Annotated in this window: 14 protein-coding genes; 6 read left to right on the top strand and 8 right to left on the bottom strand. The window is 56.5% G+C overall.

Translation table 11 applies throughout. The features are described 5' to 3' along the window. Nucleotides 1-452: 452 nt before the first annotated feature. From ACR0NE_RS02420 to ACR0NE_RS02385, 8 genes are read right to left on the bottom strand one after another with little or no spacing between them, the layout of a single operon-like run. On the bottom strand, nt 453-1,295 hold the full coding sequence (locus ACR0NE_RS02420) for a fumarylacetoacetate hydrolase family protein (protein ID WP_170596326.1): 843 nt from the start codon (nt 1,293-1,295) through the stop codon (nt 453-455). 17 nt (nt 1,296-1,312) lie between these two features. Continuing rightward, entirely contained in the window at nt 1,313-2,068 is a 756-nt protein-coding gene (locus tag ACR0NE_RS02415) for an SDR family oxidoreductase (RefSeq protein ID WP_170596328.1), read from the bottom strand. Nucleotides 2,069-2,076: 8 nt separating this feature from the next. Then, nucleotides 2,077-3,579 carry an aldehyde dehydrogenase (NADP(+)) gene (locus ACR0NE_RS02410; RefSeq protein ID WP_170596330.1) on the bottom strand — a complete coding sequence of 501 codons (1,503 nt, stop codon included), beginning with the start codon at nt 3,577-3,579 and terminating at the stop codon, nt 2,077-2,079. 12 nt (nt 3,580-3,591) lie between these two features. Continuing rightward, nucleotides 3,592-4,704 carry a fumarylacetoacetate hydrolase family protein gene (locus ACR0NE_RS02405; RefSeq protein ID WP_170596332.1) on the bottom strand — a complete coding sequence of 371 codons (1,113 nt, stop codon included), beginning with the start codon at nt 4,702-4,704 and terminating at the stop codon, nt 3,592-3,594. 1 nt (nt 4,705) lies between these two features. Then, the gene (locus ACR0NE_RS02400; RefSeq protein ID WP_170596334.1) at nt 4,706-5,536 is read right to left on the bottom strand and encodes an amidohydrolase family protein; all 831 of its coding nucleotides are present in this window, start codon (nt 5,534-5,536) and stop codon (nt 4,706-4,708) included. Next, nucleotides 5,533-5,961, bottom strand: a complete 429-nt coding sequence (locus ACR0NE_RS02395) for an RbsD/FucU domain-containing protein (protein ID WP_170596336.1) — start codon at nt 5,959-5,961, stop codon at nt 5,533-5,535. Before ACR0NE_RS02395 ends, ACR0NE_RS02400 begins: the two co-directional genes overlap by 4 nt. Then, on the bottom strand, nt 5,951-7,003 hold the full coding sequence (locus ACR0NE_RS02390; RefSeq protein ID WP_170596355.1) for an aldo/keto reductase: 1,053 nt from the start codon (nt 7,001-7,003) through the stop codon (nt 5,951-5,953). The genes ACR0NE_RS02395 and ACR0NE_RS02390 overlap by 11 nt, the downstream gene beginning before the upstream one ends. Beyond that, on the bottom strand, nt 7,000-7,737 hold the full coding sequence (locus ACR0NE_RS02385) for a GntR family transcriptional regulator (RefSeq protein WP_170596357.1): 738 nt from the start codon (nt 7,735-7,737) through the stop codon (nt 7,000-7,002). Before ACR0NE_RS02385 ends, ACR0NE_RS02390 begins: the two co-directional genes overlap by 4 nt. A gap of 84 nt (nt 7,738-7,821) precedes the next feature. Here ACR0NE_RS02385 and ACR0NE_RS02380 point away from each other — a divergent pair, with 84 nt between their 5' ends. The 6 genes from ACR0NE_RS02380 to ACR0NE_RS02355 all read left to right on the top strand — a co-directional run bounded on the left by ACR0NE_RS02380 (nt 7,822) and on the right by ACR0NE_RS02355 (nt 17,495). Then, nucleotides 7,822-9,375, top strand: a complete 1,554-nt coding sequence (locus ACR0NE_RS02380; protein WP_170596359.1) for an altronate dehydratase family protein — start codon at nt 7,822-7,824, stop codon at nt 9,373-9,375. Nucleotides 9,376-9,404: 29 nt separating this feature from the next. After that, nucleotides 9,405-10,943, top strand: coding sequence for a sugar ABC transporter ATP-binding protein (locus ACR0NE_RS02375; protein ID WP_480459497.1), 1,539 nt, complete (start codon nt 9,405-9,407; stop codon nt 10,941-10,943). Beyond that, a complete protein-coding gene (locus ACR0NE_RS02370; protein ID WP_170394139.1) occupies nt 10,940-11,947 on the top strand; it encodes an ABC transporter permease in 1,008 nt (335 codons plus the stop codon). Before ACR0NE_RS02375 ends, ACR0NE_RS02370 begins: the two co-directional genes overlap by 4 nt. Before the next feature lie 47 nt (nt 11,948-11,994). Next, a complete protein-coding gene (locus tag ACR0NE_RS02365) occupies nt 11,995-12,939 on the top strand; it encodes an ABC transporter substrate-binding protein (protein WP_170407420.1) in 945 nt (314 codons plus the stop codon). An 839-nt stretch (nt 12,940-13,778) separates the two neighbouring features. Beyond that, on the top strand, nt 13,779-15,029 hold the full coding sequence (locus tag ACR0NE_RS02360; protein WP_170596361.1) for an aminotransferase class V-fold PLP-dependent enzyme: 1,251 nt from the start codon (nt 13,779-13,781) through the stop codon (nt 15,027-15,029). A 21-nt stretch (nt 15,030-15,050) separates the two neighbouring features. Next, on the top strand, nt 15,051-17,495 hold the full coding sequence (locus tag ACR0NE_RS02355; RefSeq protein ID WP_170596363.1) for an FAD-dependent oxidoreductase: 2,445 nt from the start codon (nt 15,051-15,053) through the stop codon (nt 17,493-17,495). The last annotated feature ends 2 nt before the right edge of the window (nt 17,496-17,497 follow it).

Genomic DNA, 17,497 nt, shown 5'->3' with positions numbered 1-17,497 from the left:
TCAATGATGGATATGATTGTACTGTGGCTTGCCAAAGAAAAGGCAGCGATGAGTTGAATGATTGATCGAGTAGAAGGTCATGTGGACGTAGTGTGCAAAATACTTTAATAAGTACTATTAAGATCTGTATCGGTCTGCCTACTTTAATGCTAAGGGCACCCATCTTGCCGGCTTAGGGGCATGCTGAATCGTGACTTAAGGACAGGCTTTGTCAAAGCTTGCTTAAAAAACAACGACTCTTCTCAGTATTGAAACGCCCGAAGCAACCAGAAAGATGTTCGGTATCCTGATCCGATACTACAAATACCAGATTAATCGCGCGAGAAGCGCCTATAAGAATATTTACTGGCCTGATAGATAATCGGTATACGGGCGGCGTTATCTGAGACAAAACCTTCTCGCTTACTTTTGTTGCTTCAAGGCTACATATGGCGTTCGCCTACAGCGCGCTCTCATCCCTGGATGACGTTCTGACGTTGCGTGCCCAGCCCCTGAATACCAAGCTCCATTTTGTCGCCGGGATTCAAGTAGGTCTGCGGGTTCTGTCCCATACCAACACCCGGGGGTGTGCCTGTAGAAATCACGTCACCGGGTTGCAAAGACATAAATTGCGACAGATGCGAGATGACCGTCGCTACGCCAAAATGCATCGTTTTGGTTGATCCGTCCTGATATCGGTGCCCGTTTACCTCAAGATACATCGGAAGGTTATGCGGGTCGGGGACTTCGTCTCGTGTTACCAGCCAGGGGCCAATTGGGCCGAACGTGTCCGCAGACTTTCCTTTGACCCATTGGCCAGAGCGATGAAGCTGAAAGTCACGTTCTGACAAATCGTTCACTACGCAGTAGCCGGCGACGTGGTCTGTGGCTTCCGCCTCAGAGACATATTTGGCCTCTTTGCCGATAACGACGCCCAGCTCAACTTCCCAATCGGTTTTGACCGATCCGCGCGGGATTTCTACGGTATCGTCGGGGCCGGCGATGGCCGAGGTGGCTTTGAAGAAGATCACGGGCTCAGCAGGCAATTCCATGCCGCTTTCTGCTGCGTGATCGGCATAATTCAGGCCAATGCATATGAACTTTCCAACATTGCCAACGCAAGGACCGATGCGCGGGTTGCCGTCTACCAATGGCAGGCTGGCCAAATCTAGTGCGCGGAGCTTTTCAAGAACGACATCGCCAAGAGTATCGCCCGAGATATCATCCACCACACCGGAAAGGTCGCGAACTGAGCCGTCTGAGGCCAAAATGCCGGGTTTCTCAGCGCCCTTCGGGCCATAGCGTAGTAGTTTCATTGTTAGGTCCTTCCTGCTCAGATCGTCCAGCCGCCATCTATGGCAAAGGGCTGGCCCGAAGTGTACTTGCTGGCATCACTGGCCAAATACAGTGACAGTTCAGCGATCTCTTCCGCTGTGCCAATACGGCCCATCGGTTGACGGGCGATGAAATCAGTCATTGCCTGCTCATAATCCCCGGTGGTGCGAAGCCGGTCATGCAGGCTGGGGCTGTCCACCGTACCTGGACAAATCGCGTTGCACCGAATGCCCTGGGTCACAAAATCGGCTGCCACAGACTTGGTCAGGCCAATCACCGCTGCTTTTGACGCGCAATACGCAAATCGGTTGGGCACGCCTTTCATGGACGATGCGACCGACGACATATTGATGATCGATCCTCCGCCTGCTTTCAGCATTCCGGGTAGAGTCAGTTGGATCAGTCTGAACATGGCCTTTACGTTGAGGTCAAAGCTGAAATCCCAATCCTTTTCAGTGCATTCAAGAATTGATCCCCCCGCTACATAACCTGCGCAGTTAAACAGAATGTCCAGTTGCGGCAGATTGACCGCTGCATCTGTAACGGCCTTATCGTCCATTACGTCCAGTTGCAGCGGTTCGATACCCGGAATACCGCCCAATTCGGCAAGCGCAGCATCGTTGATGTCGCTGGCTATCACCCGTGCGCCTTCGGCAGCGAACAATTCGGCGGTTGCACGGCCAATGCCTTGGCCAGCTGCTGTGATGAGAGCGGTCTTATCTGCAAGCCGGTTGGATGGGTTGATTGTCGACATGAACAACCTCACAATTTCTCGGGTAGAAGCTCGGATGGGATGTCCTGATAACAAACCGGCCGCAGGAAACGGCGTATCGACAATGTTCCCACGGATGTTGCGCCAAAGTTGGTTGAGGCGGGGTAGGGGCCTCCGTGAACCATGCTGTCGCAAACTTCGACTCCGGTCGGAAAGCTGTTGGCCAACAATCGCCCAGCCTTTCGTTCAAGCAGCGGTAGCAGTGCCTGAGCGTCCGCTTTGTCACCTGCGTCCAGATGCAGTGTGCAGGTCAGTTGCCCTTCGATGGTCCGGGCAATCCGTTGCATCTGAGCGCGGTCTTTCACACGCACGATGATGCCTAATGGGCCGAAAACCTCTTCTTGCAGCTTCCGATTGGCCAGCCAGTCATCACCAGAAACAGTGAACAGGTAAGGGGCCGCATCGCGTGACTTGCAGCTTGTGCCCATAATCTTCGATACACCGGTACCAGCAGCTACACGCGAAACTCCGTTTCGGTATGCCTCCGCAATTCCATCGGTCAGCATTGTCTGCTCAGCCACCGAAGACAGGCCAGCCTCTGCCGCTGCTTGAAACGCGTCAGCATCCGGACCTTCGATGATAACGGCGATACCGGGATTGGTGCAGAACTGTCCAGCGCCCAGGGTTAGAGACGCGGCCCAGCCATTGCCGATTTCAGCACCGCGCGCGGCCGCCGCTTGCGGCAGTATGAACATCGGATTGACTGAACCCAGTTCGCCAAAAAACGGAATGGGTTCATCGCGTTGCGCGCATAAATCGAACAGCGCCCGTCCGCCTCCGAGGCTGCCCGTAAAGCCAACCGCCCGGATCAAGGGATGTTGCACCAATCGCGTGCCCACATCCCGTTTGCCACCCTGTACCAATGAAAACACTCCGGGATGAATTCCTGTCGCTTTGATGGCGGCGTCGATTGCCTGGGCGACAATTTCGCCAGTGCCGGGATGGGCCGAATGGCCTTTGACAACGACAGGGCATCCTGCGGCTAATGCTGCGGCTGTATCACCCCCTGCGACTGAGAAGGCCAATGGGAAGTTCGAAGCGCCGAACACCGCAACAGGACCCAGCGGGCGCTGCATCATGCGCAGGTCGGGGCGGGGCAGGGGTGCACGATCCGGCATGGCCGGGTCATGGCGCATGTCCAGATAATCGCCCGCTTCAATGTGATCGGCGAAGAGGCGCAGCTGGCCGACGGTACGGCCACGTTCCCCCTGCAGGCGTGCCTCGGGCAAGCCGGTTTCCTGAGTGCCGATTTCAGTGATGGCATCCCCGCGGGCATCAATCTCATCTGCGATCTTGCGCAACAGCGCGGCACGTTCGGTACGAGAGGACCACCCGAAAGTGGCAAATGCCGACTCTGCTGCCTCCACTGCGTTATCAATCATCGCCGCTGTCCCTACAGAAAAGTCATGGCTTGGTCCATGCGCTGGTTCTGACGCAAAAGTGGTGTCTGCGCCGATCCATTCGCCAGCTATCAGGTGTTTTCCGGTCAACATATTCGTTCTCTCTTACAGCAGGCCGCGATGGGCGAGGTTTCGCATCAGGTGTGATGCCCCAAAGGTCCATTCGGGGCATTCCGTCGACAGGCGCACGGTGTTTGTCAGCGATCCAAGGCGCGTATTGGAGATAGTGACGACATCGCCAATTTTGTGAGTGAACCCACCGCCAGGTGTGTCACGGTCTTGGGTCGGGGCGAACAGGGTGCCAAGGAAAAGCATCAGCCCATCAGGATATTGGTGATGGCGCCCGATAGTCTGCTTCACAAGGTCTGCAGGATCGCGACTGATCTGGGACATAGATGAGCTTCCGTTCAGCACAAATCCATCCGATCCGGTCACGGTCAGCGCAAGTTCAGCCTGGCGTACATCGTCCAGTGTGAACCCATCATCGAACAACCGGATCATCGGTCCGATCGCGCAAGAGGCATTGTTGTCCTTTGCTTTGCTCAGCAACAAAGCCGAACGACCTTCAACGTCACGCAGATTGACGTCGTTCCCCAGCGTAGCGCCCTTAATCTCGCCCTTAGAAGTAACGGCCAGAACGACCTCGGGCTCGGGGTTGTTCCAGGTCGAAATCGGGTGAAGACCAATTTCTGAACCGAACCCGACCGAAGACAAAACTTGTGCTTTGGAGAACACCTCGGCATCGGGGCCGATCCCGACTTCAAGGTACTGACTCCAGAGGCCTTCGGCGATTAATGCTTCTTTGACATCTGCGGCGGCGTTTGATCCCGGCACGATGTTCGAAAGGCTGTCCCCAATCCGGTCTCCGATGCGCGAGCGGATGGCATCGGCTTTGGCAGGATCGCCTGCGGCCTGTTCCTCGATCACGCGTTCGACCATGGACCCCGCAAATGTAACACCACAGGCCTTAACCGCCTGAAGGTCGCACGGCGCGAGCCATTGGTGGTCGGCGTCCGAAGGGCCGATTTCTTCACCTTGGGCGTTGCGCACATAGTCTGCCGAATCTTCGCGTTCCAGAATGTCCCGGACGGTTGGTGCCGTTTTCGACGTAATGTCGATAACCTGCCCATTGCGCAGGGTGACCACGATGGGTCCGACCCCAGCACACTCAACACGCCCGAGCCACAGCCCGTTTGGTTCCAATGTAGATAAAGTCATTTCAGCCCCTGAGGTTATAGGCTCGGGCGGTGTTACCCCCCAAGATCGCCTGGCGTTCTGTGTTGCTCAACTGGATCAGCAGCGCGTCGGTGGTTTCACACCAGTGCTCGTAACTGCTGGCCAAGGTGCAAACCGGCCAATCGCTGCCCCAGATCAGACGCGACGGGCCGAAGGTGTTTAGCAGGTGGTCCACATAGGGGCGTAGGTCTTCGATCGTCCAATCTGCGGCAGCCTCGGTCACGAGGCCGGATAGCTTGCACCATGCGTTTGTATCTCGAGCCAAGGCCGCCATGTTGTCAGCCCAATCATACAGGATTGCGTCTTTGATCAACGGTTTCGATCCATGGTCGATGACAACGCGCATATCGGGGTGACGTTCAAGAAGTTGCCTGAGCGGGCCCAGATGTTGGGGCACGGTCAACGCATCGAATGTAAGGTCATGCTGTTGGACAGCCTCAAAAGCTGGTGTCAGCGTGTCGCCGAGCATCCAAAAAGGGTCAGCGATGTCCTGTATCATCGGGCGAAGGCCAACCAGTGCCGGGTGGGCGGCCAAAGCAGCAATTTGCGCGCCAACATCATCGGCTTCAAAATTGACCCAACCGACAACACCTTTGATGAACGCATTCTGGTCGGCCAGAGAGAGCATGTATTCGGTCTCAGCCATAGTAGGGGCCGCTTGGACAAGGACCGTGCCGTCAATCTCGGCAGCTTTTAGCAGGGGCATTAGATCGTCCGGGGTGAAATCCCGGTAGATTGCGTCCAGATCAGGCGTCAGCCAGCCATAGTCGCCGCGCGCCAAAGCCCAGAAATGCTGATGCGCGTCGATCCTCATTCGATCACACCCTTTTTCAGGATGATGTTGCCATAAAGCCTGTGCTCGCCGGTCTGAACGATGGCAAAGGCGTTGGCCGCACGGTCGTAGAATGCAAACCGTTCCAAGCTCTGCACCTTGGCAGAGTTGTCAGCGGACGTGTCGATGATGCGCTGAAAGTCCGCGACTGAGTCAGGCACCGCCTCCGGGTCGCCAACAACCTGCATGGTCAATGCCGGATCAGGAACGAACGTATCCAAAGGCATCACAGAAAGTACGGCCTTCAACATTTCACTGGCCGTAGACCCATCGGCCCGGATGCAGTCTGGTCCCATGCTGGCGCCCGGAAAATTTGCATCTGCGATAACAATCTCATCCCCGTGGCCCATGACCCTGAGGGTGAAAAGCAACTCCGGCGAAAGGATCGGGTCGATGTTACGCAGCATCAGCTGTCTCGCTTGGCAGTGGCGCATCAGGTCGGATCAGGCCTTCGGACCGCAAGTCCGACCACAGGCCGGAAGAAATGTTGCGCTCCATTAGTGCCACGTTGGATCGTACTTCGGATGCGTTTACGGCTCCGGGAACTACTGTTTTGACGCAAGGATGACCCAGAACAAATTGCAGTGCTGCAGCAATCAACGGAGTGTCGTGCGCCGCGCAAACGGCTTCGATTTTGCGAACCCGGTCCAGAATGTCTTCGGGCGCGTCAGCATAATTGTACTTGGCGCCGGGCACTGCTCCGGTCGCGAGAATGCCTGAATTGTAAGGTCCTCCGAGGATGATCCCGACATCGCGCTGCTCGCAGAGTGGCAGGAAACTGTCGAGGGCCTCTTGTTCAAGCAATGTATAGCGCCCAGCCAAAAGGAACCCGTCGAAGTCGCCCAGCCCAAGAAGTTTCTCGCAAACCTGCCATTCGTTTACACCTGCGCCGATTGCTGCGATTTCACCCGCATCGCGCAGCTCGGTCAAAGCCTTGTAACCTCCGCCATCAAACAGTTCACGCACCTTGGCGTCCGAAACCTCTTGGCTGCCTTGGCTGAAGACACAGACATCATGGACCAGAAGAATGTCAGAATTGGCGACACCGATCCTGTTGCGGCTTGCGTCGTAAGACCGCATGACTCCGTCATAGGTATAGTCAAACACGATCCGTTTCTGCGGTACATCGACGAAAGCTTCGGGCGTTACTTCATGCGGTTCGCAATCCAGTAACAGGCGACCGATCTTGGTTGAAAGCTGGATGTTTTCGCGCCCGAACCGACCAATCGCCTGCCCAAACCGATGCTCTGATCGGCCAAGCCCGTATTGCGGCGCTGTGTCGAAAAACCGGATGCCTGCGTCATAAGCGGTCTGCAATGCCGCCTGCGCGTCCTCGTCCGAGACTTTGCGGTACAGGTTCCCCAATGGTGCCCCACCGAACCCCATGCGGGTCAGGGGAACGGGCCGCGTGGTCCGGTTGTTCAGTAATTCTGTTTGGGAAACGGTCATCCTGCCTCGCTATTCAGCTGTGGGGTGAGGTTGAACAGATGCGGCTTCAGTTGCTCCAACTGCTCAATGCGCGGCATCAACTGCCCGAGGTGGGCGCGCATAGCGACCTGCGCGGCCTGTTCGTCGCGATTACTGATTGCTTCGAAAATGGCCCTATGTTCCTCTAGTGTCTCGGCAATTCTGCCGGGGGTGGGCAGCAATAGCATGCGTGCGCGGCTGACCTGTAAGGAAACGGTTTGGGCAACGTCGGCGAGGCGGCGGAAGCCTGTAAATTCCATCAGAAGACTGTGGAACTCTTCATCGGCCTGATAAAAGCCTGGGATATCATCATCCATGATCAACAGTTCCTGCAGACGCATGTTGCGGCTTAACCTTTTACGCTGAACGTCGGTTATGTCGCGCGCGACTTTGGCGACAGTTGCAAGTTCAAGCGCTTCACGCAGGAATACGCCTTCGCGGATCTCGTCCATCGAAAAGTAGGATACGCGAGTGCCTGATTGCGGCACTACATCCACCAGCCCTTCCGAGGCCAAACGCGCAATCGCATCGGCCACAGGTGCGCGCGACACTCCCAATCTCTCACACACAGGTGCCTTCCTAAGGTTCGCTCCGGGTGGGAAATCCAGCGAGAGAATCGCCTGCTTCAATGAGTGGTGAACCCGCTGAGCGAGCGGTCCTTCGATCGTTGTGATCTCGGGCAACAGTTCGGCATCAATATCTTGGTGTTTGTTCATACTGCATAAGTTAGCATTCTAACATGTTAGTTGACAAGTAGAGATATTGGATTTAGCAACATTGACCAAGCAAGTGGAGAAGAGATGCGAGCGAACGGCGGCATAAACGTTTTGGAAGAGGCGACTCGCGATGTCGTAAAGCTAAATCCGCAGGACAACATCGTTATTGCTTTGCGTGACTTGCAGGCGGGTGAGCAGCCGGCACATGTTCCCGTGCAATTGGCTGCGCCCGTTACACGCGGCCACAAGCTAGCCGTGTCATCAATCCAATCTGGCGAGAATATTGTCCGCTACGGTCAGATCATCGGGCAGGCCAAATGCGATATCGCGCCTGGCGAACATATCCATGTGCACAACCTTGGCATGGGGGCGCATCAGCAGGACTATGCACATGCCAGCGCCAACACCCCGCTGCCTGTTCTGACTGAAAAGCGTACATTCGACGGATACCATCGATCTGACGGTAAAGTGGGAACCCGAAACTACATCGGGATTCTAACCACCGTGAACTGCTCGGGTTCGGTAGCGCGTTTTATCGCCGACGCAGCGGAAAAGACCGGGTTCTTGGAAAGCTATCCCAATGTTGACGGTGTGGTCCCGATTGTGCACGGGACCGGATGTGGAATGTCCAGCAAGGATGAGGGTTATGCCACCCTGTTTCGGACGTTGGCCGGCTATGCACAGCATCCGAATTTCGGGGGTATTCTGCTGATCGGTCTGGGCTGCGAAGTCATGCAGGTGGCAGATCTTGTCGGCGGTCGACCAATCCGCGCTGACGGTGCGCTCCGTTATATGACCATTCAGAACGAGGGCGGAACACGCCGCACTATCGAACGGGGGCTGGCGGAGTTGCGCGGCATCGCCCATCTGGCCAATCAAGCCGAACGCGCCCCGGCTCCGATCAGTGCCATCACGGTCGGTATGCAATGCGGCGGCTCGGACGGGTATTCTGGGATAACCGCGAACCCGGCGCTGGGGTATGCGTCGGATTTACTAGTGCGCCATGGCGGAACAACGATCCTGTCGGAAACCTCGGAAATCTATGGTGCCGAACACCTGCTCACCCGGCGGGCCGAGACTGTTGAGGTGGGTGAAAAACTGATCGAACGCATCCACTGGTGGGAGGACTACACGGCCCGAAACGGCGGTGAGATGGACAACAACCCAAGCCCAGGCAACAAGCGCGGGGGGCTCACAACCATTCTTGAGAAATCGCTTGGTGCCGTAGCTAAGGGAGGCACCGCGCCACTGCGAGACGTCTACAAATTCGGTGAGATGATCGACAAGAGCGGGTTTGTCTTCATGGACAGCCCCGGTTTTGATCCGTGTTCGGTCACCGGGCAAGTCGCTTCGGGTGCGAACCTGATTGTGTTTACCACCGGGCGCGGTTCGGTGTCTGGATATCAGCCAACGCCCTGCATCAAGCTGGCCACCAATTCCGAAATGTATGCCCGCATGACCGAGGATATGGATCTGAACTGCGGTGACATCGTGACAGACGGGATCAGCATCGAGAGCAAGGGCGAAGAACTGTTCGAAATACTGATCCGTGTCGCCTCAGGCAAGAAAACCAAAAGCGAGGAACTTGGATTTGGGGGCGTTGAATTCGTCCCCTGGCAAATTGGTGCGGTGATGTAAACCGCGTTGGCCCAAGGGGAGAGGGGCAAATGGGAGGCAATAAAAATAGACTGGTCGAAATGACGGGGATTGATAAGTTTTTCCCCGGCGTGCACGCGCTGAAATCCGTGCAATTCGATCTTGAACCGGGTGAAGTTCACGCGCTGATGGGCGAGAACGGTGCCGGTAAAAGTACGTTGATGAAAATCCTGTCGGGTATTTATCAACGTGACGGTGGGACCTTGAAGATAGAAGGGCACGAAGTCAGTCCGACAATCCCGCGCGAGGCGCAGGATCTAGGTATTGGGATCATCCATCAGGAACTGAGCCTGATGAACGACCTGACTGTAGCCCAGAACATTTTTATCGGACGCGAACCGCGTAAGAGCTTTGGCCGTTTGGACGAGGCGGCGCTGAATGCGCAGACTGCCGAAATCTTTGCTTCGATGAACCTCAGCCTTGATCCCAAGGCGTTGGTTGGCAGCCTGACCATCGCAAAACAGCAAATGGTCGAGATCGCCAAGGCACTGTCCTTTCGGTCCAAGGTGCTCATCATGGACGAGCCAACAGCGGCTCTGAATGACGCCGAGATTGCTGAGCTGTTCGTGATCATCCGCCGCCTCAAGGCTGAAGGTGTAGGCATCGTTTACATTAGCCACAAGATGGACGAGCTGAAGCAGATCTCGGATCGCGTGACGGTTATGCGCGATGGGGAATATGTCGGAACAGTTGGGGCTGCTGAAACCCCGATCAGCCAGATCATCGCCATGATGGTGGGCCGAGAGGTCAAGGAAGAACCGCTGGACGTGCCCGATCTGGGTGATGCGGAGATGTCTCTGCAGATCACCGGGCTGAGCCGGAGCAACGAAATTCAGGACGTCAGTTTCTCGGTCCAAAAGGGTGAAATTCTGGGCTTCGCCGGTCTTATGGGCGCAGGTCGCACCGAGGTCGCGCGCGCCATATTTGGGGCCGACCCCAAGGATAGCGGAGAAATCCGGGTACATGGTCAGGTGGTGTCGATCAAATCACCCACTGACGCCGTCAAAGCGGGGATTGGGTACCTGTCCGAGGATCGAAAGCATTTCGGCCTCGCTACTGGTATGAATGTACGCGACAACATCGCGCTTGCCTCGATGGACCTGTTCACCGGCGCAGGCGGGGTTCTGCACGATGGTGAAATTAGCGACACCGCCAAAAGCTACATCCAGCAATTGGGCATTCGAACACCATCGGATGTGCAGGAGGTTCGTCTGCTGTCAGGCGGCAATCAGCAGAAGGTTGTCATCGCCAAATGGCTGCTGCGCGACTGCGATATTCTGATCTTTGACGAACCGACCCGCGGTATCGACGTCGGCGCGAAATCCGAGATTTACAAGTTGCTGGAAGAACTGGCAGGGCAGGGCAAGACGATCATCGTGATCTCGTCTGAACTGCCCGAAATCATGCGCCTCAGCCATCGCATCGCGGTGATGTGCGAAGGGCGGCTGACCGGCATTTTGCCCGGCGGAAAAGACACCACTCAGGAAGACATCATGCATCTGGCCACGCAACGTGCAGCGGCGATGCAGGTAACAGGGACAGTCCAATGACCACAGCAACCGACATCGAAAAGAAAAAGCCACTCTCGGGTCTTGCGGACAGCGGCGCGTATCAAAAGCTGTTGGCCTTTGCCAGTTTGATCGTTCTGCTAATCGGTTTTTCCATTGCTTCACCCAACTTCATGCAGACGTCGAACATGATTGCCATCCTACAGGCAACATCGGTCAATGGCGTTCTGGCCGTCGCCGCGACACTGGTTATCATCACCGGTGGGATCGACCTGTCTGTCGGCACACTGATGACCTTTTGCGCGGTGATCGCCGGCGTGGTGCTGACATATTTGGGAATGCCGTTGCTGTTAGGCGTGGCCGCAGCCATTGCAGCTGGAGCATTCTGCGGGCTTTGCTCCGGTACTTTCGTCGCCAAGATGAAAATCCCGCCCTTCATCGCCACACTTGGGATGATGCTGATTCTCAAAGGCCTGTCGCTGGTGATCTCTGGGACACGGCCAATCTACTTCAATGACACGCCGGGCTTTGACCAGATCTCGCGCGGGTCGCTGATCGGTGAGGTTTTCCCGTCACTGCCCATCCCCAACGGTGTGCTGATCCTGTTCCTGGTTGCCATCGCGGCTTCGTACATTCTGGGGCGCACAGTTCTGGGTCGTTACACCTTTGCGCTTGGCTCTAACGAGGAAGCGGTGCGTCTGTCAGGCGTGAACACCGACATGTGGAAGATGCGTATTTATGCGCTGGCCGGAGCGATCTGCGGCATCGCCGGTATCCTGATCGCCTCGCGCCTGAACTCGGCGCAACCGGCATTGGGTTTGGGATACGAATTGGAGGCGATCGCAGCCGTAGTGATCGGTGGCACGTCTTTGTCCGGTGGGCGCGGCACGATCCTGGGCACGCTGATCGGCGCCCTGATCATGGCTGTACTGACCAACGGATTGCGCGTGCTGTCGGTCGCGCAGGAATGGCAGACCGTTGTCACCGGCGCGATCATCATTCTGGCCGTCTATGCCGACATGGCGCGGCGCAAGAAATCGGGATGACCAAGCAACTAAATCAAAGACCAAAACGACCAACTGGAGGAGAAAACATGTTAACACGTCGTTTCATTCTGGGTGCGCTCAGCGCAGCCACCCTGGCAGGTCCCGCCTCGATGGCGGTAGCCGAAGAGATTTACATTCCACTGGTATCCAAAGGGTTCCAACATCAGTTCTGGCAAGCGGTGAAGTCCGGCGCCGAACAGGCAGCAGACGAGTTTGATGTCACCATCACGTTCGAAGGTCCGGATAACGAAACAATGGTGGACCGTCAGATTGACATGCTGGCTGCGGCGCTGGCCAATAATCCAAAGGCAATCGGTTTTGCTGCGCTGGACAGCCAGGCTGCTATCCCGCTTTTGAAACAGGCCAACGAAAAGGGCATTCCGATCATCGCCTTCGACAGTGGTGTTGATAGCGATATTCCGCTTTCAACTGCGACAACGGACAACCTGGCGGCAGCAGGGTTGGCAGCAGACAAGATGGCTGAAAAAATCGGGGGCAAGGGGAAGGTTGCTGTTGTCGCCCATGACCAGACAAGCCGCACAGGTATTGATCGTCGCGACGGTTTCGTCAATCGCATGGCTGAGAAGTATCCTGATATCGAAGTTGTTACGGTTCAGTACGGCCAGGGCGACCACCTGAAATCGACCGAAGTCACCAAGGCGATCCTGACTGCTAACCCTGATCTAAATGGTATCTTTGGCACCAACGAAGGCTCAGCTATTGGTGTTGTAAACGGTGTTCAGGAGCTGGGCACCGAGGGTTTGGTGATCATCGGTTATGACAGTGGCAAGGCCCAGAAAGACGCAATCAAGAGCGGTCTGATGGCGGGTGCGATCACGCAAAACCCTGTGGGCATCGGCTATGAGACTGTGAAAGCAGCGGTTGCGGCTCTCAATGGGGAAGAGGTTCCAGGTCTGATCGACACAGGCTTCTACTACTACGATGCCTCGAATATTGACGACCCGAAGATCTCGGCCGTTCTGTACGACTAAAAGTACTTATTAACACTGTTCGGCCTGCCTTTTTGGTGGGCCGGACAACCAATGTTCATCGTTCAGGTGAATTATGTCAGTTTTTGCGGGGTAACGGCGTTTGGGTCGCAACACCGGTCTGTCGCTGCTCTGCGTATGTCCTTGGTGCGTCGATGATGGGTTTAAGCCTAATTAGCAGAAATTTTGGCAAATTGATTTAATACTCGAAGTCTGGACATAAGCTAACCTGTTGCAGACGATTAACTTTCCAGCTTTCAATCAGCAAGCTCTATACACCAATATGTTACAAGCTATTGACCATCGACGAATGCGCCACCAGCGCGTGAGTGGTTCGCGGTATCGCCGCGTCGAAGGCAAGTTCGTGATCTCTTACAATGGTGATTAATCAGGTCTGAAAGGCGTGACGAAATCCCAAACTGCTGTAAACAAATGCATGAATCGCTATCTATCTAAATACCCCAGCCGATATGGGAATATCTGGGATGCAGGATGCATGCCCGCTCCTACGATGTCTGGTTTGTGATGGCGGTACAGGCTGCGCCAATGAGGTTGGATCGTCACTCTCTCAACACCGTCCTGCAAAGCGATGTCTCTAGAACAACGCTCAGGTTACAAACCGTCGGCCTGACCAGCGGTTTCTCAACCGAGCGAAGGCATGCGTGAGGGTGTGATCGGGCCGACGAAATTGAAATTCGCGAACCATATTGTTCTTGTGGCTGAGCTCTCTTGGCTCGATGGTCTCAATTTCCACCCACAATGCCCCAAGTTTTTTTGTGAGTAGTTTTGCAAAAGGGCGCATATATCTTGCCAGAATGACATTTTCGCAGGAATGGTTCCCGATGACCAAGATCACTCCAGAATTGCTTGAACAAATCCGTGCCCGATTTGCGCAGGTTGACCACTGCCCGCAGCAGGGACCGCGTATTTTCTTTGAAAACGCGGGTGGGGCGCTGACGCTGAATTCGGTTGTGAGCACCTCGCAGGCTTATGCTGCGATCCCTGACAATCAGGGCCGCGACAACCCGGGAAGTCACGAACTGGTGCGGGTAATCAACAAGGCCAAAGAAGATATGGCCGTGTTCATGAACGCCCCCGGTGGCCAGTTCTTTGTCGGCGAAAGCGGGACCGAGCTGCTGTTTCGTTTGATCATGAACGCCTGTCTGGGCGCCGCCACCGGTCGGGTCCTGGGCACAACATTGGAACATCCCGCGACCCGAAGCGCTTGCGCGCGTTGGGCCGGGGTGGCCGGGCAAGATCATGTTCTGGTGGTCCATGACGACGCCACAGGCACCGTCACCGCAGATGCTTATGCGGCGCAGGTAACGCCGGACACAAAGGTTGCGACTATCGTGCACACCTCGCCGGTGACCGGTATGGGCGTGGATGTCGCGGCTGTGGTTGCCGAGATCCGCGCCGTTGCACCCAATTGCTTCATCATAGTCGACGGTATCCAGCACGCCGCGCATGGCCGGATCGACCTGACCGCCTATGATGTCGATGGCTATGTGATCTCGCCTTACAAGGTGTTCTCGCGCCATGGTTACGGGGTGGCCTGGATTTCTGACCGGCTGACCAAGCTGCCACATAACAGCTTGATCGACGGCCCCGCCGACAATTGGGAAATGGGGACGCGTGATACCGGCTCTTACGCTACAATGTCTGACGTAATCAGCTATTTCGAATGGCTGGGCGCACAGGTCAGCGACGCCACCGACCGGCGCGCAAAATTCGTCGCTGCCGGAGAGGCGATCCATGAGCAGGAAAAAGCGTTGACTGATGCGATGATCCGCGGAACCGGCAACCTGCCCGGGCTGGCCGAGATGGAGAAGGTGACCATTCTGGGCGGTGTCGATAACCCAGCACGCGAGGGACTGGTGTCACTGCAGGTCGAGGGCGTGCCGTCGGTCGATGTGGTCAAGCAACTGAACGAACAAGGCATCCGTACGCATTTGCGCAAGGCCGATCACTATTCGGGCAACATCTTGACACCGCTTGGCATGGACAGCTGCGTGCGTGTTTCGATGTGCCACTACAACAGCGTCGCCGAAGTGGCCCAGTTTCTGGGTGCAATGAAAACCGTCGCCGCCTGAGGCATTTGAGAGGGGAAGCTCATGAAAACGCATGCGCAAGCGGTTGTAATCGGCGGCGGCCTAGCCGGCTGTTCAATTCTGTATCATCTCGCCAAGTTGGGTTGGACCGATGTGGTCCTGCTAGAGCGGGACGAACTGACCAGCGGCTCGACCTGGCACGCGGCGGCCAACATTCATGGGCTGCATGACAACAACAATATCACCCGCATCCAGCACTATACGATGAATCTGTATAAAGAGCTGGAACAGGAAACCGGTCAAAGCTGCGGTGTGTTCCAGCCCGGCTCGCTCTATTTGGCGCAAACCGAAGAACGTGAGCATCAGCTGCGCCTGCAGGAAGCCAAGGCTAAATTTTATGGTTTGAACTTCCACGAGGTCAGTCGCGAGCAGGCCAAGGAACTGCACCCGCTGGCGCAGTTCGACGATATCCGCTGCATCATGTATGAACCCGATGGCGGCAATGTGGATCCCTCGGGCGTGCCCCACGCCTATGCTGCCGGTGCCCGCGCCATGGGAGCAACCATAGAACGGTTCTGTCCGGTGCTAGGTACGGATCAGCAACCCGACGGGTCTTGGATCGTGCGTACCGCAAAGGGCGATATTCACACGCAATGGGTGGTGAATGCCGCTGGTCTTTGGGGCCGCGAAGTTGCGGCGCTGGCGGGGCTGACTCTGCCGTTGCAACCGACCGAACACCAGTACTTCGTGACTGAATCCATCGAAGAAGTTGCCAATCTGGGCCGTCGCCTTCCGTCAATTGCAGACCGGGATGGCGAGTACTATTTCCGTCAGGAAGGCAACGGATTGCTGATCGGGGCCTATGAGAAGGACATGAAGTTCTGGGCCGAGGACGGCACGCCGCTGGACTTTGCCCATGACCTGTTCCCCGACGATTTGGATCGGATCATGGAAAACGTGATCCGCGCTACCGAACGTGTGCCAGTTGCCGCCACCGCAGGGGTCAAACGGGTGATCAACGGGCCGATGATCTGGTCTCCGGACTCCAGCGCCTTGTGGGGTCCGGTGCCCGAACTGAAGAACTATTTCCTCTGCGGCGGACTGATCCCGGGTTTCTCGCAATCGGGTGGCCTGGGCCTGCTGGCGGCGCAGTGGATGATCGAGGGCGAGCCGCAATACGACATGTTTGCATGGGATCTGGCCCGCTTCGGCGACTGGGCCGACAAAAAATTCACCAAGGCACGGGTTGAGGACCAGTATACCCACCGTTTTGCCATCCACTTCCCGAACGAGGAGCGTAGTGCAGGTCGCCCCGCCCGAGTCCGCCCTGCCTATGAAATGCAGAAAGACATGGGCTGTGTCTTTGGTCTGAACTGCGGCTGGGAGCATCCCCTGTGGTTCGCCGATCAGCCCGGCGTGCAGGAAACCAACGGCTTCACACGCCAGAACTGGTGGGAGCCGGTGGGACGTGAGGTACAGATGTTGCGGGAGAATGTGGGCGTCATCGACATATCGAATTTTGCGAATTACATCATCAAAGGACCCGGCGCGCAAGATTGGCTGGACCGCTTGGTCGCCAACCGCGTACCGACCGTGATCGGGCGGTCTTGCCTGACGCCGCTGATCTCTGTGCGTGGCGGCGTGGCTGGCGATTTCACCATAACCAAGGTGGCCGATGACGAATACATGATGATCGGATCGGGCATGGCCGAGCGCTATCATCAACGCTTTTTCAACATGATCGACCTGCCAAAGGACACAACCCTCGAAGTCGCCACCGACCGCATAGCAGGGTTCAACGTCGCCGGTCCGAAAGCGCGTGACCTGCTGCAGCGGCTGACCAATGCAGACCTGTCGAACGAGGAGTTCCGCTTTATGCGCTCGGCCACAATCGAGGTTGCAGGTGTCACCTGTCTGGCCATCCGCGTCAGCTTTACCGGCGATCTAGGGTGGGAGTTGCACTGCGCCGAAGAAGATCAGACCCGCCTGTACGCTGCGCTGCTGGATGCGGCCAAGCTGCTGGATGGCGGCCCCGTTGGCGGCCGCGCGCTGGGGTCGTTGCGGATCGAAAAAGGTTATGGCTCATGGGGCCGTGAGTATTCGCAGGAATACTGGCCGCAAGAGGTCGGGCTGGCGGGCCTGATCAAGCTGGACAAGGATTTCCTGCACAAGGATGCGTATCTGTCGGTCAAGGACAACGCCGCGCGCGAAGTGCTGTCAATCTTCGAGGTCGAAGTCTCCGAGGATGCCGACGCTACCGGCGGTGAGCCGATTTTTACCCCGGATGGTACCCCGGTTGGCCGCGTGACATCCGGTGCATACGGCTATTCGGTCGGCAAATCGCTAGCGCTTGGCTATATAAACCCTGGGGTCGCGCAACCTGGTGATACGGTCGAAGTGTTCATCCTTGGCAAGCCCCATAAAGCGAAAATCCTGTCCGAGCCTCCTTTTGACCCGGATGGAAACCGCCTGCGTGATGTTGAACCGGCACTGGAAGGGGCTGCCTGAGA

It is taken from the genome of Ruegeria sp. C9 (assembly GCF_056537585.1).
This window is presented reverse-complemented; position numbering and strand designations above follow the sequence as displayed.

Excerpts from the sequence above, each read along its gene's own strand:
- ACR0NE_RS02420 (WP_170596326.1), bottom strand. The coding sequence starts at position 1,295 with ATGAAACTACTACGCTATGGCCCGAAGGGCGCTGAGAAACCCGGCATT.
- ACR0NE_RS02415 (WP_170596328.1), bottom strand. The coding sequence starts at position 2,068 with ATGTCGACAATCAACCCATCCAACCGGCTTGCAGATAAGACCGCTCTC.
- ACR0NE_RS02410 (WP_170596330.1), bottom strand. The coding sequence starts at position 3,579 with ATGTTGACCGGAAAACACCTGATAGCTGGCGAATGGATCGGCGCAGAC.
- ACR0NE_RS02405 (WP_170596332.1), bottom strand. The coding sequence starts at position 4,704 with ATGACTTTATCTACATTGGAACCAAACGGGCTGTGGCTCGGGCGTGTT.
- ACR0NE_RS02400 (WP_170596334.1), bottom strand. The coding sequence starts at position 5,536 with ATGAGGATCGACGCGCATCAGCATTTCTGGGCTTTGGCGCGCGGCGAC.
- ACR0NE_RS02395 (WP_170596336.1), bottom strand. The coding sequence starts at position 5,961 with ATGCTGCGTAACATCGACCCGATCCTTTCGCCGGAGTTGCTTTTCACC.
- ACR0NE_RS02390 (WP_170596355.1), bottom strand. The coding sequence starts at position 7,003 with ATGACCGTTTCCCAAACAGAATTACTGAACAACCGGACCACGCGGCCC.
- ACR0NE_RS02385 (WP_170596357.1), bottom strand. The coding sequence starts at position 7,737 with ATGAACAAACACCAAGATATTGATGCCGAACTGTTGCCCGAGATCACA.
- ACR0NE_RS02380 (WP_170596359.1), top strand. The coding sequence starts at position 7,822 with ATGCGAGCGAACGGCGGCATAAACGTTTTGGAAGAGGCGACTCGCGAT.
- ACR0NE_RS02375 (WP_480459497.1), top strand. The coding sequence starts at position 9,405 with ATGGGAGGCAATAAAAATAGACTGGTCGAAATGACGGGGATTGATAAG.
- ACR0NE_RS02370 (WP_170394139.1), top strand. The coding sequence starts at position 10,940 with ATGACCACAGCAACCGACATCGAAAAGAAAAAGCCACTCTCGGGTCTT.
- ACR0NE_RS02365 (WP_170407420.1), top strand. The coding sequence starts at position 11,995 with ATGTTAACACGTCGTTTCATTCTGGGTGCGCTCAGCGCAGCCACCCTG.
- ACR0NE_RS02360 (WP_170596361.1), top strand. The coding sequence starts at position 13,779 with ATGACCAAGATCACTCCAGAATTGCTTGAACAAATCCGTGCCCGATTT.
- ACR0NE_RS02355 (WP_170596363.1), top strand. The coding sequence starts at position 15,051 with ATGAAAACGCATGCGCAAGCGGTTGTAATCGGCGGCGGCCTAGCCGGC.